Origin of the sequence: Candidatus Poseidonia alphae, from assembly GCF_943787815.1 — an archaeon.
GTDB lineage: Archaea > Thermoplasmatota > Poseidoniia > Poseidoniales > Poseidoniaceae > Poseidonia > Poseidonia alphae.
Genome location: NZ_CALSNW010000002.1, coordinates 127,205 through 152,284 on the forward strand (window position 1 = coordinate 127,205; position 25,080 = coordinate 152,284).

General features: G+C 49.6%; 16 protein-coding genes. 6 read left to right on the forward strand and 10 right to left on the reverse strand.

Annotation, left to right across the window (positions count from 1 at the left end):
- Position 1: 1 nt before the first annotated feature.
- The gene (locus AAA857_RS04340) at positions 2 to 259 is read right to left on the reverse strand and encodes a hypothetical protein (RefSeq protein ID WP_338173493.1); all 258 of its coding nucleotides are present in this window, start codon (positions 257 to 259) and stop codon (positions 2 to 4) included.
- A 149-nt stretch (positions 260 to 408) separates the two neighbouring features.
- On the opposite strand from AAA857_RS04340, the gene AAA857_RS04345 reads away from it, so the two are divergent.
- Positions 409 to 699 carry an MGMT family protein gene (locus AAA857_RS04345; RefSeq protein WP_338173495.1) on the forward strand — a complete coding sequence of 97 codons (291 nt, stop codon included), beginning with the start codon at positions 409 to 411 and terminating at the stop codon, positions 697 to 699.
- Positions 700 to 915: 216 nt separating this feature from the next.
- On the opposite strand, the gene AAA857_RS04350 is transcribed toward AAA857_RS04345, so the two are convergent.
- From AAA857_RS04350 to AAA857_RS04375, 6 genes are all read right to left on the reverse strand, one after another.
- Positions 916 to 1,443 carry a hypothetical protein gene (locus AAA857_RS04350; protein ID WP_338173498.1) on the reverse strand — a complete coding sequence of 176 codons (528 nt, stop codon included), beginning with the start codon at positions 1,441 to 1,443 and terminating at the stop codon, positions 916 to 918.
- A 205-nt stretch (positions 1,444 to 1,648) separates the two neighbouring features.
- Positions 1,649 to 2,260 (reverse strand): hypothetical protein, encoded by a 612-nt coding sequence (locus AAA857_RS04355; protein WP_338173500.1) that lies wholly within the window; start codon positions 2,258 to 2,260, stop codon positions 1,649 to 1,651.
- Between the two features lie 201 nt (positions 2,261 to 2,461).
- Entirely contained in the window at positions 2,462 to 3,295 is an 834-nt protein-coding gene (locus AAA857_RS04360; RefSeq protein WP_338173502.1) for a hypothetical protein, read from the reverse strand.
- Between the two features lie 267 nt (positions 3,296 to 3,562).
- A complete protein-coding gene (locus tag AAA857_RS04365; RefSeq protein ID WP_338173504.1) occupies positions 3,563 to 5,674 on the reverse strand; it encodes a hypothetical protein in 2,112 nt (703 codons plus the stop codon).
- Positions 5,675 to 6,043: 369 nt separating this feature from the next.
- Positions 6,044 to 6,916, reverse strand: a complete 873-nt coding sequence (locus AAA857_RS04370; RefSeq protein ID WP_338173506.1) for a hypothetical protein — start codon at positions 6,914 to 6,916, stop codon at positions 6,044 to 6,046.
- Positions 6,917 to 7,155: 239 nt separating this feature from the next.
- Positions 7,156 to 8,028, reverse strand: a complete 873-nt coding sequence (locus AAA857_RS04375) for a hypothetical protein (protein ID WP_338173508.1) — start codon at positions 8,026 to 8,028, stop codon at positions 7,156 to 7,158.
- An 85-nt stretch (positions 8,029 to 8,113) separates the two neighbouring features.
- Between AAA857_RS04375 and AAA857_RS04380 the strand changes: the two genes are divergently transcribed.
- Genes AAA857_RS04380 through AAA857_RS04400 form a run of 5 tightly spaced genes read left to right on the forward strand, consistent with a single transcriptional unit; the run spans position 8,114 to position 14,319 of the window.
- A complete protein-coding gene (locus tag AAA857_RS04380) occupies positions 8,114 to 9,139 on the forward strand; it encodes an ABC transporter ATP-binding protein (RefSeq protein WP_338173510.1) in 1,026 nt (341 codons plus the stop codon).
- A complete protein-coding gene (locus tag AAA857_RS04385; RefSeq protein ID WP_338173512.1) occupies positions 9,132 to 9,962 on the forward strand; it encodes an ABC transporter permease subunit in 831 nt (276 codons plus the stop codon). The genes AAA857_RS04380 and AAA857_RS04385 overlap by 8 nt, the downstream gene beginning before the upstream one ends.
- 46 nt (positions 9,963 to 10,008) lie before the next feature.
- A complete protein-coding gene (locus AAA857_RS04390) occupies positions 10,009 to 11,958 on the forward strand; it encodes a hypothetical protein (protein ID WP_338173513.1) in 1,950 nt (649 codons plus the stop codon).
- Positions 11,959 to 12,006: 48 nt separating this feature from the next.
- On the forward strand, positions 12,007 to 13,266 hold the full coding sequence (locus tag AAA857_RS04395; RefSeq protein WP_338173515.1) for a zinc finger protein: 1,260 nt from the start codon (positions 12,007 to 12,009) through the stop codon (positions 13,264 to 13,266).
- A 15-nt stretch (positions 13,267 to 13,281) separates the two neighbouring features.
- On the forward strand, positions 13,282 to 14,319 hold the full coding sequence (locus AAA857_RS04400; protein ID WP_338173517.1) for a hypothetical protein: 1,038 nt from the start codon (positions 13,282 to 13,284) through the stop codon (positions 14,317 to 14,319).
- A gap of 469 nt (positions 14,320 to 14,788) precedes the next feature.
- Here AAA857_RS04400 and AAA857_RS04405 read toward each other — a convergent pair whose 3' ends face one another.
- The 3 genes from AAA857_RS04405 to acnA all read right to left on the reverse strand — a co-directional run bounded on the left by AAA857_RS04405 (position 14,789) and on the right by acnA (position 25,042).
- Positions 14,789 to 21,463, reverse strand: coding sequence for a VCBS repeat-containing protein (locus AAA857_RS04405; protein ID WP_338173519.1), 6,675 nt, complete (start codon positions 21,461 to 21,463; stop codon positions 14,789 to 14,791).
- 190 nt (positions 21,464 to 21,653) lie between these two features.
- A complete protein-coding gene (locus tag AAA857_RS04410) occupies positions 21,654 to 22,331 on the reverse strand; it encodes a hypothetical protein (RefSeq protein WP_338173521.1) in 678 nt (225 codons plus the stop codon).
- A 41-nt stretch (positions 22,332 to 22,372) separates the two neighbouring features.
- The gene (gene acnA, locus AAA857_RS04415) at positions 22,373 to 25,042 is read right to left on the reverse strand and encodes an aconitate hydratase AcnA (RefSeq protein WP_338173523.1); all 2,670 of its coding nucleotides are present in this window, start codon (positions 25,040 to 25,042) and stop codon (positions 22,373 to 22,375) included.
- Positions 25,043 to 25,080 lie beyond the last annotated feature (38 nt).

Consider the following 25,080-nt stretch of genomic DNA (forward strand, 5'->3'; position numbering starts at 1 on the left):
ATCACGCTTCTGAGAGATTTTCAATCCGCTGTTCCAATTCTGCGATACGAGAATGGCATTCAATGAGCATGGACATTAACATCGGCTTCCAAGCATCATGTGCAGGCAGCATTCCACCAGCAGTACGCCGCTTGCGCACCCCGTTTAGCAGTTCATCAAAGACGAGTTTATCACCAGAATTTAGCGCCCTTCTAAAGGGTTCAAGCGATGTCATTTCAGATTCAATTCTGTTGCGCCATGTTGGAACGGTTCGACCCATCTCTTTCAATCAGCCGATAAGGCCGAGTATGTTTTCTTAGACCCTACTCCGATGAGCGATGAAAGTGAAAGTGAACTTGCTGCGGTGGCCTTGCAAATCGTTCACCGTTTGCGGGAAAATTCTAATGTCTAAGCCTTCAGTAGACCGCCATGAGCCATCATCCAAAACTGATTGGGACCCCGTTTCAACTTCTGGTGTGGAATGCCTTGAAGACGATTCCAAAAGGCGAAGTTCGCACGTACAAGGAACTCGCCACCATGATTGGGCGGCCTGGTTCAGTGCGTGCAGTGGCCAATGCGTGCGGCAAGAACCCCTATTTGGTGACCATCCCATGCCACCGCGTGATACGAACCGATGGCGGTTTGGGTGGATACAGCGGAGCGGGTGGTATTGAGGCCAAACGTAAATTGTTGCTCGAAGAAGGCGTTGACCTCGAGTAAGAAAAGACCTTGTCCAAAGATTGCAACCGTATAGCTTTCTCACACAAGAATCAGAAACCGTTTGAGTTTTGTTTTCCGGCACAAAAGGTTCAGTGGGTCGATACAGACGCTACCCTTTGATTCACATACGAGCGTAAGGGGAGCCCATGCGTTCAGTAGTAGATAGCGTACCCTTTCGAGTATAGTATGGGTGGGACTTTGACAAGATTAGAAAAATTAGTCGAAATTCCTAGACAATTCGACTTTGATAGTCTCGGCTATCTCCTCGGCAACACCAGTGCTGGATATGCCTCTTAAAGTCCCGATAACTACTCCCTCATTCCCGATAAGTTTGGCAGAGTAAGTAGTAGTCTCCGTGCCCTCATCATTTGTTTTCACTACTTCGCTCAGTTCGATACTTGTTATTCCCTCCCTAGGGTGCCTTTCTATAAAGCTGGGAGATTTTATCAATAATGCTCCGAATTGGACAGCTTCAATATAATCGTCATCGATTATGAATCTAATAGGGTCTTTCATAATCAGACCAATAACCATTGGCGCGAATACGCCTCCTAGCGTACCGAGAACGGTTACTACCAGCCCTTCTATAACAAGCCCATATTCATATGAAATTAGTACAAATGGTTCTATCGTTTTTGTTAATCCGAGTACAATTAAGACCAGTCCGATAAGGAATCCTTGACCAATAAATAGTCCAAATAGACCTATTAAACCAGATTTGTTTGAAATCGTCTTACTTGCCATATACAAATTACAAATCAATAGAACAAATACTTTTCCCCGACTACTTTGACCAGATTTATGCATGAGTATAGATACAACCCGTTGTAGATAGGTCGTATCATAATCGGTCTGAGGTAGATACCCATATTGACGGATATGTAACAATGTAACCGTTGTAGTGCTATCCGTCAACTTCGCTAGCCCTAGTAGATGAAGTACAATTAGATCAAGGGCTATCTGAAGATTTCATATTTCCATAATGCCATTTGAAACCAAAAAGAATAATAGCAATACCTAGAATCAAGAAAAGAAAATCATCAGGTTGAGAAACGTAATTGAACAAATCATTTTTCATTGGATTGTCTGGGTCATAAAACACTGTCACGTTTTCAAGTATCAGAAATGTGTTGTTTACTTTTCTTTCACATTCTTCAAAATCTAAATATACTTCTTTTCCAGTACACTCACTCACGATTGAATTCCACTGGCTTGAGGATAGATTTTCTATCAACTCTAGGGAATCTCCCAGGGGATAGGTTTCAGTATTTTCAACAGTACTATTTTCGGAAATAGGATAGAATGAATATGTAATCGATATAACAGGATCGCAATAAGTAAGATCGTTATTATCGGTATTGCCAAAACCTGTATCATCTTCACTCCGTGATTCTTCCCAACATTCATGATTTAAATCGAATTGATTTACGTTTCCTCTTGTTTCTACCCATGATTCTCGATCGGAATTTTCAATATAATCAGCGACAATTCCTCCAATTGAAAACAAAACCAAGATCCCTCCAAAAAACCAAATTGCTAGAACCTCTAAACCAATCTTCATAGGCCTGTTGATTAAGTTAAAAGATATAAACTATTATTAGTTTGATGACAATTACGAGTATAATCAGAGCATCATGCAATCGATTAACAGATACATCAATGGGTTTCTGCTTAGACCGATGAGTTAGCATTTACTGAATTAATGGGATTGCAGTCCGTCCTTTCATAGGCTACCCTCATGCTCGTATACGTCTGCAAGGGTTCATTCTTGATCGCTTTTCGTTTGCGACCATCCTTCGGTATTCTCCAAATCTTTTCGGATTTGCGACCCGATGTTAAGCGGCTCCATCGTTTGTCGCATATCGTTCAACGCTCGCTGCATGATGGCCTCGCCCAATTCTTCGTGGGTTTGAGGGAGATTGTCGGCGGCGATTTCTTGGAAAATACTCTCTGGTTTGTGTGCCCCGCTGTGGTAAATGATACGAGCCGCATAACTCGAGTACGATACCAAGAATGTCACGATAGCCAACAATAGACCGATAATTATGGCCGAACCAACGATGGTTTTGATGTGCACGAGAAGAAGCATGCACCACCACATCGCCATGCCATACATAGAACAGACCACGAGATAATCGGGTATCATTGCCAAGCGGCCAGTTGGCCCTCTCGCACTGACGATGGCCCGAAAGTTGTCATCGTCCACCGCCGAATATACGCCGTGAACCACTAGGAGGCAGTTGAGGTGAACGAAATTGATGACGACGATGATACCCCCCATAATCATGGTCCACCAAGCCAAACTCGTGTAGGGAGTAGAGGCCCAGTAGAAGTCTTTGGATTCCCCTGTTAGCAGATTGAAGAACAAAGATGCATTCATGGCCAACACCAAAACCGCTGCTAGAGTATTGACTTCCCATACCGCTTTGTAGCTCTCTTTGAGCGTTTTTCCACTCGGATAGGCTTCGTTGTAAGCATCTTTCCACAGACGGCGATGGTCAATGGGGTAGAACCATTCGAGTATGGGAACGAGTTTGAAGAAATTTCGAATCGGCCGATTTTGAAACGTCTCAGAAGGTTTCTCATTCCTGCTCATAAATATACCACAGGACATCTCCATTATCAAATTAAACCATTTTTCGGAGTGTTTAGCCCGTTTGACAGCCCACACACCCGCCTCTCATGATATCCACTTCACTGGGTCATTACATTTTGTTGCGTAGTGACTGTACTGGGGGACTGAACACCCATTGTACTCCTCCATAATGTCTAGAGGGGTTTGTGCAGTCACCCTCTGATTCGCAGTATTATCGATTGAATCATGGAATAGCTGAGATGATTGTTTCATCATCAACGATTTCGTTCAGACGTAGGTCACTTCTCTTGAGAAGAGAAGACGCCACAATTCAATACCGTCCCAATTGTCTTCACCAGCAAAGTACAAATTGCCGTTATGGTGATGCATTCCACCGATGTTTCCGCCTGTCGGCTTCAAATCGATGACTTGCCATGTTGTCCCATTAACCGAATTGTGTGCCCACAATTCTTCTCCAGTGGTTCCATCATCAGCGGCGAAATACACAGTGTATCCGCCGACTGTGAGTTCATGTGGGGCGCCAGTACCAGAGGTGGATTGGAGATTGGTGACTTCCCAGTACGAATGGTTCGTTGATTCATATGCCCACATCTCGAAATGTGTGCCTGAGGTGGCTTGGAAATAGACGCGTGTATTCATGACAGCAAGATTGGAGGGCATACTGGTTGCAAAACTCGGGCGAATGTCTGCTACAAGCCATGTCGAGTTGTTCGTTGTCTCATAGGCGTGCAGCTCCGTTCCTGCTCCATTTCCATCGTTTGCTGCGAAATAGATGGTCGTACCCATCGCTGTGAGATGAGAAGGATCTGATGAAAGAATTCCCGGATTGATGTCTTTGACCATGAATGTTGTTTTTGTCGTAGAATCATGCTTCCACAATTCGACGTTTGCATTGTTTGGACCTGCTGAGAAATAGAGATCAGAACCAACAACAATCAAGCTTGTTGGTTGAACATTCGCCACCTCATTCCATATGGACCCGTTTGCCAAATCGTATGCCCACAAATCAAACACGCCTGCAGTATCTCGTGCAGGGAAAAACACGGTCGTTCCAAGAAGTGTAAATTCTCCAGCAAAGCTGCCAGACGTTCCTGGTAAGACATCGGAAATCAATGATGCCGTTCCATTCGAAGGATAGTAAATCCAAGGTTCAAGACCGTTTGTTGGATCGCTTCCAAGGAACATCAGTACATCGCCAACTGCTCGCAGGCTCATAGCCGTACCAGAATAAACGCTTGAAATGGTTTCATTGACATCCATTGACCAAATTCCACCCGAACCTCCGCTCGTTGCTGTGAAGTACATCGTTGAATTGATGGAGGCAAAATCCGAAGGCGTGCTATGTCCAGCACCCACATTGATGTCATCGACTTGAGCGACATCAAACGTCGTACAAATCAGCGAAGTGGTAATGATTTCACCCGATTCCAGAATTCCATTCTGGGCGATGCCGCCTCCAGAACCATCGTCCAATCCTTGCTTCAACAATTGACTCGAACCATTGCATGTAAGATACGTCGGAGCAGGTTCCAAACTTGCGACCATCATGGTTGTCGTTGAACTCCCATCGGCTCCATCCGAACCGTCGGCTCCATCCGAACCATCCGCACCGTTCGTCCCATCGCTTCCATCTTCACCGTTGCAAACTAAGAGCGTCGAATCAATTTCTGAGGGCGCTAAGAATCCGTCTCGATCGTCATCGATTCCTGTCTCGATACGCGTTCCTCCAGATGGACAGTTTGCGAGCGCTGCAACACTTGAAACGATCAGTGACGTTTGTCCATCTGAGCCATCAGCACCATTGGCGCCGTTTTGTCCATCATTACCATCACTACCGTTGACTCCATCGTCCCCGTTGGTTCCGTTCACGCCATCGATGCCGTCAGTACCGTTGAGTCCTGCTTGTCCAGTGAGGTCAATTTCTTGCCAGGCATTGTTTTGACACACTTGGAACATTGTTTGAGAAGCAATAAAGAAAATTTGGTTGTTGAGATCTTCATTGCACGTTTCAAGTTCAGCTGCGGTGATAACAAGATGGAAGCTTGACCCGTCGGTCCCGTTCGAACCATTCATGCCATCGTTGCCAGAAGCGCCTTCAATGCCTTCTGCATTGGAGATTGAATAGATGGAAAAAGGCACCAAGACAAGCATGGCTACCAAAAGGATGGCAGACATTGGCGCTGGCATGGACGAAGCGAATCCAGATGATCCAAGGGGGTTACCTAGAGCCTCAATTTTTTCCTCCACAATTGGGATTGAGGTACTAACTTCTGGTAGTTCCGTCTGGGTGGTTGCGATTTCGGCGGCTTGTTCCACTTTGCGGATTGCAATTTGCTCATCGGTCCAACCTTGTTCGCGCAACTGTTCGTCTGTCCACATATCTTCTGTTCCGGTGGAGGGGTGATATACCATTATTGGTACATTGTTTTGACAAATCTGCATCACGTATACGAAGTCAATTAGACACTGCTTTGGATTTCTTTCGGTTGCGACACCCTCTGTACATACAGTCCACGTGTCGGTAGGCAGTGTACTGGGGGACTGAACACCCATTGTACTCCTCCATAATGTCTTGAGGGGTTTGAACAGAACCCTTGCGATTTCTTGGAAATGATATGTCGCTTATGTGTATCAGCCCTAAACAGGCTGTGTGTATTTTTCCCTGTCCTTAACTTACACGAAAATCACATAACAGCCTAAGTCATATGCCGACCATAAGGACAGATGGTCAATTAGTTGAACAAGTAATTACTTGTCATTTTGACCCATACGATAAGCATCGATTACTGCTCTTGCTATTGCTTCAGGGTCGTTGTTAATCTGTTTGTCAATTTTTACGCCCTCCATTACAAAATCTCCAACCATAACGGAATCTGTTAAGGACAGTGACTTTCCAATTTCTTCATCTTTGGATTGTAAGCTCTCTTGTATCATTTTATCAAAATGGGATTTGGATTCCTTGATTTGTTTTATTTCAGAATCTCTTTCTTGAACTTCAATTTCTAGCGTCACGACCTTTTCTTTAGTTTCATCTAATTCAGATTTCAAATCTTCAGCAGCTTGTTCTGCTTGTTTCAGTTGTAAATCCATCGCTTGAAGTACAGCCGCAAAGGTGGCAGGTTCATTACTTTCAACTCCGGATGAAGGGGGCATTGGTGACGAAGTTGGTGTTACTACTGTATCGGAAAATTCATTCTCCTCAGGAAGTTCTCCAAGGAGTAGTTTCCGTCTAGCATCGCTCATTCGCTTGGAGAGTGATATCTCATTGGATGATGCGAACAGTGCAAAACACATAACCGTAAAACAGAGTCCGATGTAGGGCCATATTAGTCCGGAAACATTGTTTGGCGCCCAACCTTTCGTAGCACCGTTGAATCTGTATAAACCAGAAATACTTTCCTTGGTATCACTCACTAATATCATCTCGATTAACAAAATCCCAGAGATGAAGATCAGAAATAAAATGTAAATTATGGTGCTATATTGTTCCATAGCCCCTAATTCCCGTTGAGAAAGGTCTGAAAAATATCCATCACGCTTTTTCTTAATGTACCACAATAATACCATTGAAGCGAAAAGGGTCAAGAAACCCAACCATACAAACAATTCATTCCCCGACATAGACATTTCAATACTTGATTTGTTTTAGTAATGTTGATAACAAATCTGTTATGGGATTCGAGGTACATTCATTTTACAAATAGAGTCTGAACCCAACTTACTGCAACCCTCTGTACGCCCTCCATACATACAGTCCACGCGTCGGTACCCACGCGACGGGTATTTCTCAAGTCCCAAAGGTCCATTTTCCTGCATCAAAGGCCGATTTGTATGATGAATGGAAAGAAAGTTTAGGCATGTTACAAGTTTTGATACCACGCAAGGGTGTAGGTTTCGGCGTACCGATCGTTGGCAATAGAACTGTGCCCTAAGGGGCGAACAACGACCAACATATCCATCTGCCCGCCAGCTGATGCAGAACCCACGCAAACGACTTCACCAACTTTAGTCCCTTCCTTAGAGGTTGAAATTAGGGATTTAACGGTAAACAAGCGGACCTCAAGTGTCACGTCCTCATCTCCCCCGACATACCGATGGGTGTTAGGGGCCGCAACGGGCTCCAATTGTACCTCACTCGGGTCCAAGCGGACGAAGGGGATCTGTTCATCCAGTAAGGCAATGGATTGCTGCATTCGAGAGGACTCTACGCCAAGGGCAAAGGCGATGTTAAATGTCGATGCTTCTCCACCATAACTCCCCGTTTGGTGTGGCATACGAACGCTAAGAGATTGAACGATTTCAAGCGATGGCATCAACCAAGTGTACTGTTCACTTGCCGGGTACAAAGGAGCATCGGGGTTCTCAAGGAAGGCTGGTTGCCCCCATTCTTCAGGGGCGGACGGAGTTGAAACAGGAAGCATTCCGCCTCCTGCAAACATCAAAACGCTGAGTAAGAGCGCCGCAAGGCGCGTTCTACGATGTTCACGCCACTCCTCCCTTCCAGCAGGGCTTAAGGCAGAGAGAACCAGCATCGCCGGCAGAAGCAGGAGAATTCCGTACGGTACAATCCATAGTAAAATCGTAAACACGACAGCCATGATGATACCGTTACGGCCAACAGGATGGGTCCAGTGCACGGGTGGTTCTTGAGGTGCCCTTCGATTCAACAAATAGAGAAGAAGCCCTCCACCTAAAAGCGGAAGCAGCGAATGAACCAAACCTTGCCAGACCATGCACTTCGCTTTCATGATTCAACAGAGTACCATGAGGGTTTGGGTCGTCCCAAGGTTGATGCGAGGGTTTCCCTTAAGACGAACCATGGCGGAACCACTTCTCACCTTCGCCAACGCTGAGCATCGCCACATGATCTCAGCACCTACCCTCGCCCGTCCTTGGAAGAAAATGAAGGGCCCGGGGATTGTTGGGCTTAATTTGGACGTCTATGCCGGATGCGTTCTAGGCCTTGTTGGACCAAATGGGGCGGGAAAAACGACCTTGCTTAGAATGATGGCGGGGATTCTCCCTCTGCAAGGAGGTACGGTCACGGCTTGTTTTTCATCCACTGAACCAGAACACGTGGATGATTTGCGCCAATGGGTTGGTCACATGCCCGAGCAAGTGCGCTGGCAGGGTGGGCAAACCGTTCGTGAGGCGCTGGAAGCCATCGGAGACATGCGAAATACTCCAAGTAAGCGAATTGATGGGTTGCTTGATTTGGTCGGTCTTAGCCTGCGCAAAGATGAGCGCCTGGACAATTTGAGCCAGGGTATGCGCCAGCGCCTGTCAATTGCTGCAGCCCTTCTTGGTTCACCAAAAGTGCTCCTTTTGGATGAACCGTTTAACGGCCTAGATCCCGTGGCTGCTGAAGCCTTTACTCAACTTGTCAAACGCCTAGCGAGCAAAGGGGTGGCCGTGGTGATTTCCTCGCACATGGTGGCTCAATTGGACCAACTCATTGACCGAATCGCTCTGTTGCATCGAGGTCAATTGCTGGACGAGGGAAACTTGGAAGAAGTTGAGGGCCGCCTCGACCTTTCAAATCGGTACCGAATCAAAGGCAAGGGCATTGTAGACCTCGCTTCCTCACTATCCGATATTGACCATGAACCCCTTGGCTTTGAAATGAATAATGACGAATGGAACTTCATTTTCCGCGGCCAAGAAAAAGCCGTTTTGAATGCACTCATGAATTCTGCAACCGTCACATCATGGTCACCAGTGGCCCCAAATCTTGTCGAATTGCTCTGCGCTGCAACCGGCATGGAAGTTGAGGACATTTCTTTGGAAGTAGGGTCGTCGGCAATGCTTCCAATGCGAACTTCAGAGGTGAGTGAAGATGAGTGATTGGGGCCGAATATGGCGCATGAGTCAACGGATTCGTGACCGACAATTGTTTGGTATCCGCTTGAAGATCATGCTTCCCATCCTCATTCTTTTCCTTCCTGGAATGGCTTGGGGGTTCTCTGACCCTGAAATCATTCTGCCCGGGGGCCACCAACCTTCGACTCCAATGGAGGTTCTGTTTTATGCATCCCTAGGGGTGGTATTTGGCGCAACCATGTGTGCCGTATTGCTTTCTTTTGACGGTATTAGCCGTGACCGCTCAAGCGGGATGCTTGAGATTCGACTTGCCCAACCCATGCCGCGCAAGCACCAAGCAACTGCACTGATTTTAGGACACTGGCAAGCCATTGCCCTACCGGTTTATGCTTTGATGTTGGTCTGCCTTATGATCGTTAGATACCGGATGTCAGAATGGCCGAGTGCAGTTGAAACGCTGGTGTATTTCCTCTCCACTGGTCTTATTCTTCTCTGGTACACGCTTTTCGCTTTGCTCGCATCCACCTCTGCTAAAGAGCAGGGAACGGCGGTTGCCTTCGGAATCGGCGTTTGGTTTTTCTTCACGTTCCTTTGGGCACTGGTGACCACGATGGTGGCCTACGCTTCAGGAGTGGCCATTGGCGAAGCAAACGACCCAGCATGGGTGGCACTTGAGGGTGCACTCGACCTTCTATCTCCCAACGGCGTTTACCATCATTTGCTTGAGACGCAACTCACATCTGTTGACCGGGGCGTGTCGGCAGGGCAGGCTTGGTGTGGAGCTGCGATATGGACGATTTTGCCCTGGTGGGTGCTCCATCGACGCATGGAAGGCCTCGTTCCGTGATGGATGAAAGGCAATTGTCTATGAAGTCCAAAGTATACGGCAGACCATGACACGCCTATTCTCAGCGCTTCATCTGACTTCCCTAACGCTTGTTTTCCTGATGATTTCCAGCGTGATGGGTCCAGCAATGAGCACATCTCTTAGCGATGATTCGGACCCAATGAATACAGAAGGACGACAAGACACGTTGGATGTGGATTGCAGCGGATACACCTTCGAAGACCTCTTTGAATATGATTTTGCTTTGTTTGAACTCGAAATCTTTGATGACTGGGCTACCGGTGACATGTTCGCAAATGCGTGGGTCAACGGCTCCAACTCCCCCATCGTCCGAGACAACCTCGACGGATTGTTTGAAGGCCTTCCCGGTGGTGGAAACGATTGGATCAGTACCGATGAGCGAGATGCCGTACGTAGCATCGGCCCAAAATGCATTGCTGATATGGAAACCCGTCTCGGAATGCGTGAAGGAACACCCCACTCCGGTGGAGTTGACTGGAATGATTTTGAATTCGTTGAAGACGGAATTGGCTTGGATGAGGTGAACCTTGTTCCAGAAGAACACCAAGAGGCCCGTACATGTACCAATTTCGGTGCTGCCCAGGATTGTAAGGAAGTCCCGGTTTCGGTTACCGACGACATGGAAATCAGTCTTGATTTGGCGGACGACCAGAGCAACAACGTTCGTTGGGACCAACTCAACAATCAAGGAGTTTCGAATTTCACCATTAGCCTTAACATCACCAACATGAGCAATGCGGCACTGGTCGTCACGTTCCCAGTATTGTCCGGATTGCGAATGTACGATTTCCGAACAACAGACAACGCCCCAGAAAGCGGAGATACCTGTGACAACATCGGTAGACCTTCCTCCGCATATTTGCCCGATGGCGCCCTTCAACTGACACAATTGGTGACTTTTGATCGAACTCAATGGGATTTGATTTGTAATGTATTCATGGACTTCACAACCGAGGTGCCTGAGGTGAACGACGTCCCAGTATGGACCAGTTCAGTTCTAGAAAACGGGACGCGTATTGGAACCAACGGTGGGACGACGATGTTCGCCACTGCAGAGGTCGGGAATCAGTGGGCCAGTGATGATGACGGATGGTCTCTGGATTGCACCTTTGATGCCGAGGGCTGGAGTATGTCCACCAATGTATTGGGGGATTTCTTCGTGACACAACCCATGGATTCAACGAGTTCAACAGCAACATGTCACCCCTTCGACCCGTTGGGGGCAGCTGACGAAAACAACACGCGAACGTGGACCTTTGGAACCCTCTTTACATCAACCGCAGTCGTAAGCGAGGACGGTAAAACCGCAGTAATGACCGTAACTCCCACAGATTTCATCGACCAATTCATCGTTTATCCTTATGCAATGCAAGGAACTTTTGAAGTGTCAGACGATGCATCAGCCACCGTCGCAGGTGCTCCAACCGACATCACCCTATCACTGGTAGGAATCCGACCGGGAAGTTTCTCCATCGCTGGAGAAGTGCAAGCTACAAACATGCTACCGTACAGTTTCATTGTTGACCTTGGTGTGTTCAAACCAAATTCCCCACCTCAGATTTCAATTGCCGTTAACTTCGATGGAAACAATGCAACTTGGGACGCAAATGGTATTGAGTTTGAATTGATTGGACTTGCAAATGACCCTGACTCGGAAGCCGTGACGTTGACCCTCACCATCTGTGGAGCAGAAACCTCCGGATTCATCCAAAACGACATCAACTGGCGTGTTGACGTTTCCATCGCCATCTGTATGGCGTACGAATTGGAAACATACGACGTCATTATCACTGCAACCGACGAATCCGGAGCCAGTACAAGTCTTAACGTTGGCGTGAACCCTCCAGACGTTGAAGAGGCCCCAATAATTATCGTTGATACAGCCGAAGACAGTGCTCTACCTTCCCTCTCAATGCTCGCTGTTTTGTCGATGATTGGTATTGCTGCCCTTCGGGGTCGTCGTATCGATGAATGAACCGGCACAACCAAAAGGGGAAGGCTGTGGGTTTTGGACGGGGAGACCATGTTCACCGGTACGATTGAATCACAAAGTCACGAAGGTGGCCTGCTTGTTCGCTTTGAGGGTTCATCCCCATCACTTGACGCAATTCTCGTTCTCGCAGAGAACGGAACATATGTCGGAAAAGTGGACGGAGTCTTGGGTTCAACCAATCAACCAATGGCCCACATCGGCCACATTGACCGTGAACTCAAACTTGACGATCTCTTGGGCTCTCATGTGACCATTCGCGCCAAAAAACCACGGCAAGACCGTGAAAAGTTCCGCCGAGATTCTCGGGACTCAAGAGACCGCTCCGGTGGTAGCGACCGTAGAAACGATTCACAACGGGATCATCGAGGCGACCGTGGCGACCGTGGCGACAGGAGAGAACAACGCTCTTCATTCAACGATAACGACTGGACATGCCCAGAATGTAAAAATTCTAACTTTGCCTTCCGCCAGGCGTGCAACCGATGTGAAGCACCCCGTCCTGGTGGCGGTGGAGGTTCCCGTGACAACGGCGGTCGTTCAGACCGACGACCACAACGAGATGGTGGACGTTACGAGCAACGTGGCGGAAACAACCGGCAAGAAATCTACAACGATAACGACTGGACATGCAGAGAATGCAACAACTCGAATTTCGCATTCCGACAAGCCTGCAACCGATGTGAAGCACCTCGCCCTGGCGGCGGTGGAGGTCGATCTGGCGGAGGCCGAGGTGGAGACCGACGCAGCAGCGGCGGAAGCCGTGATGGTGGCCGTGGATACGGTGGCGGAGGCCGAGGTGGAGACCGACGCAGCAGCGGCGGAAGCCGTGATGGTGGCCGGGGATACGGTGGCGGAGGCCGAGGTGGAGACCGACGCAGCAGCGGCGGAAGCCGTGATGGTGGCCGTGGATACGGTGGCGGAGACCGAGGTGGAGACCGACGCAGCAGCGGCGGAAGCCGTGATGGTGGCCGTGGATACGGTGGCGGAGACCGAGGTGGAGACCGACGCAGCAGCGGCGGAAGCCGTGATGGTGGCCGTGGATACGGTGGAGGAGACCGAGGTGGAGACCGACGCAGCAGCGGCGGAAGCCGTGATGGTGGCCGTGGATACGGTGGCGGAGACCGAGGTGGAGACCGACGCAGCAGCGGCGGGGACCGTCGTGATAACAATCGCCGTCCACAGAGCACCGACTCAAATTTTCGCCATGCAAAGGGCAAACGCCCAGGACACGCTCACAACCGGGGACCAAACGACCTTCAACCGAGGAAGCCCGACCGATACGACGATTGATTGGAGGTTAACAACTTGAGTGCAGAAACGCATTATCTCAATGCCCTGGAAGCTCTTGATGAAGGAGACCGGGTGAAGGCCCTAGAAGAGGCTAAACTGGCCACTTCCCTTGATCCCGAACATACTGAAGCATGGTCAATCTATGTTGAAGCCACCGTTCCTGCCCGTGGAGAACAAATGACCATGCTCGATGCTGCCCAAGCATTGGCTGGCGTAAAAAAAATCGTTGCGATTGACCCGTCAAGGTTGGACATGTGGGTTCGCGGTGGCCGCCTTATGGCGGACGACCTTGGTTTGCTTCACGATGCCTTGCATTGGTGGCAGAAATGCCGAAACTTCACGCCTGATGAGGCCACACCGCTTGTTGAAATGGCTTCAATTCTTGCCGATATGGGGGAATATGAAGAAGCGCAACGCAGGTTAGAATCCATCCTCGAAGAGAACATGGATGTTCCCACATCACAATTCACTCGAATCAACGGGCTATTGAATCTCGTTCGGGCTGCCGCTCTGCAAGACTCAAAAGAAATTTTCCGACCTTATGAGAAGCACCACAATGGATGGGAAGCCATTCGACAAAAAATGAAGAAGCCACCCATGTCGGAGAATTTCATTTTCCTGATGATATCTGTACCACTTCTATTGGGGGTAATTTATTTCTCACAACAATTCGCTGGACAAGGATGGGGCTCATTCTGTTTGACATCTTTGGTCATCCTGTTCATTGTTCTGTTTTCCATGCGAACCGCAAAGCGTTGGTTCCAACTGATCAATCGGCCCGCATTCAACCTGCTTAGGGCTATGAATTTTGAAGCCTCCACCGGCCATACCGTCCTCCAAGAGGACATTCGGACGTCCGTTCTTTACATGTACATCATGCAACGAAAACCAAGGCCATGGCAGGAACGCACGCTAAAAATCATCGATAGAGGTTCTGGCCTTCCAAAGAACTGGAAGCAACGCCTTCCCGATTTTGAGGCCCACTTGTCTTACGTTGAAGACCTCGATGAGGAATACGAGGACGAGGGATTGCGGCCTTACGAAGAAGAGTGAATCACGTTCCAGCGGTGCCATCGACAAGATAGGCGCTTTGTTGCGGCGATAGCGAATCAATGCTCAAGCTCAATGCGCCTCATGTTCCTTAGAGGGTCATGGAGGGGGGTCCATCGTAGCGGCATCTTCAGCAAGGCGAACCGGTGCGGGATATTGATTGGCGAAGGACATGTCCATGACTTCCATGGGTGTCTCCCTGCCGGTGCAAGGTTCATCGGCAACCGTCGGCAAGCAAGAAGATGCGCTGTCAATCTTTCTGATGCATTCGTCGTTATTGTCTTGAACGGTTTAGATTCGCGTTAAAACCGCCTGCAGGGTTACCTTTACCATCACAGGAGCCCGTGTGGCATCGATAGCACCGTTGTTCATGGATTCAAATGACGCTGAACGATGACGTCCATCATGCCGGTAGCAGTGCAGAAAAGATCAGCCAATGCTGATGCTTCCTTTCCTCTTCGGCTTGTGCGCATCACTGCTGTGATTGAGCGTACTGGACAGCGTATTGCTGAGCATAGGCAGCCGCTGTTGCGGCATCGTAGCCTTGGCCTACAAACTGCTGGTAGTACTGTTCGTAAATCGCTTGGTCGAACCCACCAGCCGCTGGTTGTGCTGCTGCAGGCTGAGCTGCTGCTGGTTGCGCTGCTGCTGGTTGTGCTGCTGCTCCAGCAGCATCTCCACCAACATACTGAGCGGCAAATGCACGAGCGGTCTCTTCAGGGTAGCCCTGAGCGATGAGTTGCTGGACGTATTGCTCTGTAGGGTCGAGTGCATTGGTACCAAAGGCGCCGCCCATGTCTCCAAATGCGTCTTCCTTTTCGCCACCACGGCGCATGAACATTAAGGTTCCAACGATGATGAGCAGTAGAAGACCTACTGCAGCGATCAACATTGTTGAGTCAAGTCCTTCCGAGTCGCCTTCAGTGCCGTCGCCGGATGGAGTAGCATCAGCCCATAGACCGGTAGTTGCGTCATAAGTCCAATCTCCGGACCATTCACATTCGTCATTGTCGTTCATGATCCACTGTCCACCAGCTGCTTCAGCAGCAGGGTCAATTTGAGTGCCTTGGCAGACCGGGAGGGTGATGGTAATTTGACGGTAAATACGGTCGTCGTCGTTATCTGCATCGTCACCTTCGTACACCAGGAGGTAAATGGTCACTGCTTGGGATGATTCGTTGTCATAGAGGCTCTTCAAGTTCAGAGTGAGTTCCCAGTTGTCTCCGTCGGAGAGTTTGCTGGTTCGGTCCCAGAGTTGCTTTCCTTCACCGAGAGCATCACTGCTCAAGTTGTACTTCTCAAGACCTTCTAGATTGAAATCACTGTTGCTGAAGGCGACTTCGATGTAAACGTCATCATCTTCTGAACCGCTCAAGACTTGACCGCTCAGAGTGATTTGATCATCGGTGATTTGTTTGTTGTCGAACGTTTCTTGGGTCCATGTGAAGTCCACAGGTTCGTCTCCCATGCCTTCAGCAAGAATCACGAAGTACATGCGGTATTCATCTGAAACACGTCCGGCGCTGTCTGTAACAGTGAGTTCAATCTTGATTTGATTTTCAATCGAACCTGTGTCGTCAACAGTGACGTTTTGGAACTTATAGGACCACAAACCGCCGCTTGCAGCAGTTTGGGTGTAAGTGTCACCGAGCAAGCGGTAGTCGTCGTCACCGTATTTGGCGTCGTAAAGCACCTTCCATTCGTAGGTTTCAATACCGTTTCCAGTAAGTGCATCGGCGTCAGATGAATTGCTTGCATCAAAGTGAACAACCAACTCTCCGCTGTCCTCTTCGAGGACGATTCGGTATTCATCGTAATCCACACCCTGGAAGGTTTGAGGATCTCCCATGGTGATAAGGTCAGAATATGTTTCCCGAATGTCGACTTCACCATCTGCTATTGGGATGAATTCATCAGCCTCTGCATCGTTGGTTTGTACGGTGACTTCCAACTGACGTGCGTGTCCTGCATCATCATGAAGGTAGAGGGTAATGTGCCATTCTTCTCCCTGAGCACAGCCTGTTAAGGATGACAGATCGGTCTTACAGAATGTCATTGTAGGCATCTGTTCACTGGTGTGGCCGGTGACTCCAGTCGCCAAGGAAGTTCCATCCCAGTTGTTTGGTCCGTCAATGACCCAGTCTGCGTCCAAGGATGCTTCTGTGTCGCTAAGGAAATCAAAGGTGAGTGTAGCATTGCTCTTCATGTAGCGCACCTTGTAACCGTTGGTATTGGGGTCGTTATCAGGGACCTCTCCGTTGATGGTGATGTCCTCGTTATCAAATCCAGATGGATAAGGCGTGACTTGGTACTTCAAGAGGTTTCCAAGCAACGGGAAGGTTGTGTCATTTGCACGGTTTGAGTTGCCTGCGACGTCAATGGTTGTGGCGATAAGTCCTCCACTTTGATAACTGCAGACTCCGAGTAGAGTATCCTGGATGTTGTCATTCGAGCGAATAAGTCGCTGGAATTCTCCGCCGTTTTCCATGTAACCTCCGCCACAAGTGGTTGGGACTTCGTTGGGGCTCACGCTGGACGTGCTGATGACACCGTTTGCAACGACAGTGTCGCCAAGGGCAGTGAAACCTTGGAACGAAGTCGGCAATACGTTATCCATGATTGGATGGTAAGGGTCTGCTAAGTCCATCTTTGCGTAGGTAATTCGCTTGTCTTCATCGGTTTTCTCCTTGATGTCCAAGTTGAACGGAAGTCGGGATGTCGAGTCCTTACCATAGACTTGCTCACCATGCGGCGCAAGGTGGGCCTGAATGGTTCCACCGGCCGACATGAAGTTGGTCAGTACCGTCTTTCGCTGAACAGGGTCAGCAAGGGATTGATAGTAGCCATCTCCACCTTGATCGGTATCTTTTGCAGCATTCAAGTCCTGCATTGGTAGAATGATTTTATCGTAATGTGTAAACCATCCGGCATCGAAGTACTTGTCCCAGTCTCCAATCTCAAATTGAGTGTAGGTCATTCCAAGAAGAGCGAGGTCTTGCTTGATGATGCCTGTTTCCGTTGAGGTGTCTGAGAGAATAGCGATGTCAATGTTCTCAGCGAAGGTTGCTTCGAAGAAACGTGGAGTTCCTTTCTTTGTTCCATCGGTAAGTTCTCCGTAGAAACTGATGTTGTACGTGTGTCCATCGAGCCATCCGTTCCATGGCGTGAATGTTACGTCAACCTTTTCTTGGCTTTGCAGGCTTACAGGCGCTCCAGAATCAACCAGATGGGCCCTCGTACCGTCAGCCATGTCAACGACTTCCATGAAGAACACATACTCGCCTGCGAGCACTCCGTTTTCGGCCACGAGATCCCATGAGTGGGTCAAGGCGCTATCTATTGGAAGAACACATGGGAGCGTTTGGTGGGTTAGACATTTCAGTTTCTTCGGGGGTTTGATTCCAATATCTACCGATTCAACGTTGAAAATAACACGTTCAATGTTGTTGGATGTGGATAACTCGTTGTTGTTGTACCAATTGGTGCCCACGGTTCCGTTGTCAAAGATGGTCTTGACATCAAGCCGATAGACTCCTGAAACGAAATCGTGTGATGCAATAACACTCGTGTCCACGTCTTCAGCATCGACACCAGTTCGGGTCGTGGTGTAGGTTGCATCTTCAACGAAGGTGTATTCCTGCAACGTGATGTTGTTGAAACCAACGCCTCTAAATCCGTCGTTAATACCGTTTCTTCCGTCCTCATCGGATTGGAATTCAAAGTTGATGTCTACGGTGGATCCTTGTAGGGAAATACACTCTGAGAACCATTGGGTTGAATCTGGGGAAGAGCGGTTCTGGATGTACAAGTGAGTCAAATCTATGCTGGTTGTCTTCACGAGTTCCTCGGAGTTGAAGAATACGTTGTAATTGCCAGACCCTTCTTCATTGGCCGCATCACCGATGTAATCCAATTCTGTGAAGTCAATCGATTCGGTTGCATTCACGATTCCGTTTCCATCGTCGTCATTCTGACAGGTTCCGTCTTCGTTGTAGTCGTTCCATTGAGCAAAGATAAGCCCGGAGTAATTGTCTGAACCACTACCACTTGCTGACGCCTTTTCATAATCCACCATCATCAATGCGTAATCGCTTGGATCAATGTTTCCACTTTGGTCGGTGGTGTAGAATGTATCAGCATAGTATTCGAAATTCAACGAGACGAAATCCCCAGACATGCTGGTGAGGTCGATGTTTGGAATTTTCAAGGTCTCGTTTGCCCATGCGTCGTCGTAACCGTTGGTTGAGGTATCACAGGGATGGCCGAACCAGTAGGCATTGCTGTTGAAAATCTTGGTTGAACATGAGTTTTCGCCGTAGATAACACCCTTCGGGTTTTGGTTTTCTTGATGCAGGTATCCGTCGCTGTCAGAGGTGAAGTCTTCTTCACAAACAGCGTTGCTCGCACCACAGATCACGTCTGAAGGCGTTGCGGAGTAGACGGTTGCTTCAATATCAAAGTCAACTGGCGTGTTACCCCAATTGTTCGTTGTTACTCCAATGTCAAAGATACCCTCAGCGTACAAGCCTCCGGGAAGGAATCCTTCAATTCCTTCCACAGCTGGGTCATACAGGTTGAACGGGGTAACATAACCGACCGCGTCGTCATTGACGGACTGTTCGTCCCAGGCATTGTTAGAGATTGTAGCGGAAATTCTGTAGGTTGTATCGTTGAGCAGGTTTGCCTGAATTGAAGTTGTGTATTCTTGGCCAGGTTCAAGGTTGGTGAGCGGGCCAATTGTGGTGGTTTGAGTCTGTGGGTTGGGGAGGAACGCTGTGTTCTGTTTCCAGATGGTGAGGTTATCAACAGCGAATCCATCTCGTCCAGACCAACGGCTTTCGTTATCATCAGCAGTTGACCCTTCGAATCCAGTTCGGAAGCGGAATCGAACATCCACCGTTTCACCGGCCCAATCGGACAGGTCAAAGGAACCCAATCCTTCTTCGGTAAAGTTGTTCCATCCGTAGTAGGTTCCTGATGAGTAAAGACCGTAGTAGACGATCTGATTTTCATCAGCTCCCCAGAAGTTCTGTTTGTACATGCGGTCCATGTCAAAGCCGCCCCACATGGACTCTCCAGATGCACATGCACCTTGGAGTGCTGCTTGTTGTGGACATCCGATGAGGCTCCATCCAGTTTCTTCACTGCCCACTTCAATAATGGCCAGGTCGTCCCAAACATCGCCGACAATGAAACCGTTTTGGTCGGCATTACCAAGAGCCCCGAGTCCAAGATGTTGGAACAATTCAACGCTCATGAAGGCACGGTCTGCGCCAGTGAGGTCGACGTCCGTGAGGACCATTGCATCGTCCCAGTTCCTTCCATATCCAGACCATGCGTCTCCAGATTGGTTGGTTTTCATGTTGCCTGCCCACATAAAGTCGGTAGGGTTGAGGTAGTTTGCAGAAACGTTCGGGTCGTTGTTCCCCGTGGACGCTCCTGTTGAGTGATTGGTCTCAAGATGCCAGTTCGTTAAGCCGTCAACGTATTCCTCGAAGGCCCAGTTGCACCCTGCTCCACATCCTGTTTTGACCTCAGGTGTGTCCCAATCGTTGGAATACACCGTGGCGTTCGAAGAGTTCAATTCATCAACGACCTTCAACGTGACTTCCAAGTCGGCACTTTGGCCGTTCAAGGTGTCCATTCCGGTGTTGGTGACGGTGACGTTGATGTCACGGGCACCTTCGCCGACCACGCCAAAGAAGCGGTCTACAGGTGAAATTTCTAAATCGGTGACCGCCAGGTCTTTGTTGTCCATTTCGACGATGGTGAGGGTATCATACTGCCCTTCCCATCCGAAATTGTCTCGCCATCCACCGAAATTGTACTGGGTGTGGCCAATGACCAAATCATCAGCTGAGTTCGGTCCTCCGGACAATTGTCCGATGTCAACCGATGATGGCCGACGGCCTGTAACGTATGAGAGTGGGCTAACGTGCCCACCGTTTCCATCAGAAAGTGTTACTTGGACGGTTGTGGGGAACGAGAGGAAGAAATTCGAGGTACTTCCGCCAGCGGAGTCAGTTGTGTTTAGCTGGTAGGCGATGGTTGGGTTGACGAAATCCGGCTCGCTGTCTCCATTGAGGTCATCAACTGCGATGGACCACGAAATGTACGGGCCAAAGTATGCCTTTTGTGGCGAACCAAAGGTGCCTTGTGATGTTGTTCGAGAGTATGAGACGTTCTCGAGGTTGCCGTCCATGACTGCGATGGTGTCAATGTAGCCGTTTGCAGCAACATCGGCGATTGCAAAATCATCGGTAGTGGTTGTCTGCATGTTGACGATATTGGTGTTGGCCTGGTTGGTGCCGTAGGTGTAAGAGATCGGGTAGCCCGGGGCTACACCAGAAGCAGTACAATCGTATTCGATAATGGTGACGTTATCGTCGTTTCCAGGGTTTGTGACGGTGCCGGATGCGTAGTCAAGTCCTTCGCTTCGGAGGAGGAAGATGTCATCGTCCGTGCACGATCCGGAGAAACTGCTTTGGCTTTCACCCCAATCGCCGACTTCGATGTTCCGGTAGGTGTTCTGGGATGAGGTGCCGAGGGTGGTTACCAATCCTTGCGAGTTTGAGGTAATCGGTCCAGAGTAGGTGACCACTCGTTGGTTTCCGGGCGTGACATCGGTAATGTCCAGGACGTAGATGTCGTCTCCGCCTGATTGGTCAGCATTCCCGACCGTCATATCCCATACCCAAAAGTGAGTAAATCGCTCTCCAACGGTCCAGTCTTTTTGGCCGCATCCACCGTTTTCGATGATGGTGATGTTACCAGGTTCCCCCGCAGGTTGGCCTTGGTCGTCGGTTTTGAATGGATTGTTTTTCTGATAGATGACAATGTCTGGGGCGCTATCTCCGGTAAATTCACCGACCTCGACCTGTTCTACATTGGCAAATGAGTCCCATTCTGCATTGCGGCTTTGGTTGCCGGTGACCCATACGTCTTGGCGCTCGCTAAAGTCGCCGTTGCCGTCGTTCCAAAGAATACTCAAGGTGTGGGTTCCTTCGGTTGCAATGGCAAGATCGTTGTGTCCGTCACAATCGAAATCACCAATGGCGACATCCACAGGATCGCGGTTGGTCGTATAGGTTCGGGAAACTGAGGCGCTGGCTGTAGTTGCGAGTGCAGCGGTCGTACTCAATATCATTAGCAATGAAAGGAATAGGCTGCGGGCTCGGGCTCTAGAGAGGTCATTTTTTGATAGCATAGACATCACTTGTCCGACCCAAGCCCTGTTTCAATATAATGCCTTTGTAATCTGGTTCCGAATGAACCATGGCGCAGGGCGCCCTTTTTGTTCAAAAATCAGCAAAAAAAGCACTGTGGTGTTTCGAACTTCAAAACCGACCGGCCAGCCACTTCGGAGAGGGGCCCCATCCAATGGCGTCTCCACCGTGGATTTTGACCAGTTTTCCGGCAGCAAACAAGGATTCCAGCCAGACTTCTAGCGCGGTCCCTTCACGGTTTCCGAGTCGTTTGCTGGCGATTTCTTCGATGTCTTCTGTCTTGAGTGCGGTCCTTCCATGTTCGCGAACGACAAGCTGAAGCAATTCCCTTAGCCATGCTTCGGCCATCGGGTCAACGCTTGTGGCTCCTTGTACGGGATGAGGGGGGTCCATGTCCTCAAGTATTTCCATGAGTTCAATGGTGTCGGTCTGTGCCGGTGGCTCAAGGCCCACTTCTGCAATTTTCGCATCAAGGTCAAGTTCACCAATCGGGCGACGAACAATTGGAATTCGTGAAGGGTCCGGTGTAGGCCCCATATCAGCGGGCTTTTCATCGACAGGAGCCTCCTCCATTTCGATGTTCATGCCTGCCTTTTGTCTCGCTTTACTGACCTTAGAAAGGTCAACGGGCTTAACTTGAGTTCCGATCGGCATGGTCCACCCCACGCCCGCAAGTCCGAGTTTGTCAACGTGGTTACTCACCCAGTCAACATCCCCTTCAATCACGACATTGACATCGTGGTCGTCGGAGCGGAACCGGTAGCGAACGTTTCCCCGGAGTTTGCTCATTGTTTCAACCTCAGTCCTTCTTTGACTTGAAGATAGTGGCTCTATTGGCCTTCTCCAGCCATCTGCCTTAGGACGGTGTGCAAGATACCACCGTTGCGATAGTATTCGACTTCCACGGGTGTGTCGAGGCGAACCTGAACCGTGAAGGATTTGACTTCGCCTTCAGGGGAGGTTGCTTCAACCGTCATCATCTGGAGAGGTTCCACTTCATCGGTAACTCCAATGGAAAATTGTTCATGACCAGTCAGGCCGAGCGTCTCGTGGCTTTCTCCTTCCCTGAACGTGAGCGGTAGCACTCCCATTCCTACAAGGTTTGAGCGGTGGATGCGCTCAAAAGATGTCGCAATAACGGCTTTGACTCCGAGGAGGTAAGTGCCTTTTGCAGCCCAGTCACGCGAAGAGCCTGTGCCGTATTGACTGCCTGCGAGGACAATCTTAGGAGCCTCAATTTGCGCTGCATCGTAAACGGATTCAATTTGTCCATTTTCGTGGTTCAGTGCAAAGCCACCTTCTGTCCCAGGGGCCATCTCATTACGAATCCGAACGTTTGCAAAGGTTCCACGCATCATGATTTCATGGTTGCCTCGGCGACTGCCGAATGAGTTGAAGTCACCTTTTGCGACATTGCGTTCACTCAACCAAACTCCAGCAGGGCCGTCTTCTGGGAACGAGCCTGCAGGAGATATGTGGTCGGTCGTAATCGAATCTCCAAGTTTCAGCAGGACGCGAGCATCCTTAATCGATTCAATCGGGTCAGCCTTGGCTGATAGGCCAGAAAAGAATGTGGGCAGTCGGATGTAGGTGGAAGCATCCTCCCACGGGTAGAGAGGACTTGGTGCGGCAGGAATGCTGTTCCAACGAGGTTCATTCATGGCGTCCGCGTAGCGTTGCCGGAACATGTCGGGAGTGATGACGCTCATTGCTTTGGCCAGTTCTTCATCGGAGGGCCAAACGTCCTGAAGCATGACGGGGTTCCCGTCCCTGTCATGGCCGAGAGGCTCGGTCGCCAAATCGATTTCCAAGGTTCCTGCAATGGCGTAGGCAACAACCAACGGCGGGCTTGCAAGATAGGAAGCCTTGACTTTCCCGTGAACACGTCCCTCAAAATTACGGTTTCCCGAAATCACAGATCCAACGATGAGGTCGGCATCATCGATTGCTGCTTCAACAGGTACAGGCAGTGGACCAGAATTTCCGATGCACGTTGTGCAGCCGTATCCAACGACGTGGAATCCCATGGCGTTCAAGTCCTCTTGGAGGCCGGTTGCCTCGTAGTACTCGGTCACGACACGGCTGCCTGGTGCAAGAGATGTCTTGACCCAGGGCTTGACCGTAAGTCCACGGCTTCGAGCATTCCGAGCCAGGAGTCCAGCTGCGAGCATAACGCCTGGATTGGATGTGTTCGTGCACGACGTAATGGCGGCGATGACGACATCACCGTGGTTCAAATCGTAACGCTTTCCGTCCATTTCAACAATTGAACTCTTGGACAAGTCTTTGTGTTCCAAACCGTGACCTTGGTGGCCTAATTCGTGGGTGAGGCTTTCAATGAAATGCTCCTTCATGCTGTGAAGATCCACGCGGTCTTGAGGTCGCTTAGGGCCTGCAAGTGCAGGCAGGACTGCATCAAGATTGAGTTCCAGCACAGCGGTGTAAGACTTTTCTTCAACTTGGTCGCCGTACCACATGCCTTGTGCCTTAGCGTATGCTTCGACTCCGGCGATGGCGTCATCTTCTCTGCCGGTGAGGCGGAGGTAGTCCAGTGTTCGCTCGTCCACAGGGAAAAATCCACATGTTGCTCCATACTCTGGAGCCATGTTAGCGATGGTAGCGCGGTCAGCAAGAGTGAGTGCTTTCATTCCAGGGCCAAAGAATTCTACGAATTTTCCAACAACGCCGTGTTCACGCAACATCTCTACAATGCGCAGGGTCATGTCGGTTGCAGTGACGCCTGACTGGAGGTTTCCAGTAAGGCGGACACCAATTACGTCGGGTGCAAGCATGTATATCGGTTGGCCAAGCATCACGGCTTCTGCTTCAATTCCGCCAACACCCCAGCCTAAAACGCCTAATCCGTTGACCATGGTTGTGTGGGAGTCCGTTCCAACCAAAGTGTCGGCGAGCCAAACGCCGTCTTCTTGACGAGCAACGCTCGCAAGGAATTCAAGATTCACTTGGTGAACGATTCCTCTTGATGGAGGTACAGCTTGGAAATTTGCAAGGGATTGTTGTCCCCATTTGAGGAACGTATAACGCTCCATGTTTCGGTGGTATTCGATGTCGAGGTTCATGCTCAGTGCATCGCTATGTGCTCCCGAGACATCGACCTGAACCGAGTGATCGATGACCAAGTCAACAGGTACCTGCGGATTGACCTTTTCGGGGTCGCCGCCCATCTCTACCATGGCGTCACGAAGTGCAGCGAGGTCAACAACAGCAGGCACGCCGGTGAAATCTTGGAGAATCACTCGTGAAGGGCGAAAAGGAATTTCCTTGCGCTCTCCGTTGGGCGACCATGATGCAATCGAGCGGACATCATCCTCGGTGATCAGAAACCCATCGTGGGCGCGAAGCGCTCCCTCGAGGAGGATGCGAATGGAATAGGGGAGATGCTTGGTGGGTAGGCCGTTAGCGTCAAGGGCGTCCAGAGCAAAATATTCTCCGCCTACTTCAAGAGGGCGTCGAGCGTTGAAGGGGTCCAAAGTGGCCATGATTCCTTCCAAAACGCACGCGTCTATGAAGAAATCCC

Bases quoted from the DNA above. Each gene is read 5' to 3' on its own strand.
- AAA857_RS04350 (WP_338173498.1), bottom strand. From the start codon at position 1,443: ATGGCAAGTAAGACGATTTCAAACAAATCTGGTTTAATAGGTCTATTT.
- AAA857_RS04355 (WP_338173500.1), bottom strand. From the start codon at position 2,260: ATGAAGATTGGTTTAGAGGTTCTAGCAATTTGGTTTTTTGGAGGGATC.
- AAA857_RS04360 (WP_338173502.1), bottom strand. From the start codon at position 3,295: ATGAGCAGGAATGAGAAACCTTCTGAGACGTTTCAAAATCGGCCGATT.
- AAA857_RS04340 (WP_338173493.1), bottom strand. From the start codon at position 259: ATGGGTCGAACCGTTCCAACATGGCGCAACAGAATTGAATCTGAAATG.
- AAA857_RS04390 (WP_338173513.1), top strand. From the start codon at position 10,009: ATGACACGCCTATTCTCAGCGCTTCATCTGACTTCCCTAACGCTTGTT.
- AAA857_RS04370 (WP_338173506.1), bottom strand. From the start codon at position 6,916: ATGTCGGGGAATGAATTGTTTGTATGGTTGGGTTTCTTGACCCTTTTC.
- AAA857_RS04395 (WP_338173515.1), top strand. From the start codon at position 12,007: ATGTTCACCGGTACGATTGAATCACAAAGTCACGAAGGTGGCCTGCTT.
- AAA857_RS04375 (WP_338173508.1), bottom strand. From the start codon at position 8,028: ATGGTCTGGCAAGGTTTGGTTCATTCGCTGCTTCCGCTTTTAGGTGGA.
- AAA857_RS04410 (WP_338173521.1), bottom strand. From the start codon at position 22,331: ATGAGCAAACTCCGGGGAAACGTTCGCTACCGGTTCCGCTCCGACGAC.
- AAA857_RS04405 (WP_338173519.1), bottom strand. From the start codon at position 21,463: ATGATATTGAGTACGACCGCTGCACTCGCAACTACAGCCAGCGCCTCA.
- AAA857_RS04380 (WP_338173510.1), top strand. From the start codon at position 8,114: ATGGCGGAACCACTTCTCACCTTCGCCAACGCTGAGCATCGCCACATG.
- AAA857_RS04345 (WP_338173495.1), top strand. From the start codon at position 409: ATGAGCCATCATCCAAAACTGATTGGGACCCCGTTTCAACTTCTGGTG.
- AAA857_RS04385 (WP_338173512.1), top strand. From the start codon at position 9,132: ATGAGTGATTGGGGCCGAATATGGCGCATGAGTCAACGGATTCGTGAC.
- AAA857_RS04365 (WP_338173504.1), bottom strand. From the start codon at position 5,674: ATGTGGACAGACGAACAGTTGCGCGAACAAGGTTGGACCGATGAGCAA.
- acnA (WP_338173523.1), bottom strand. From the start codon at position 25,042: ATGGCCACTTTGGACCCCTTCAACGCTCGACGCCCTCTTGAAGTAGGC.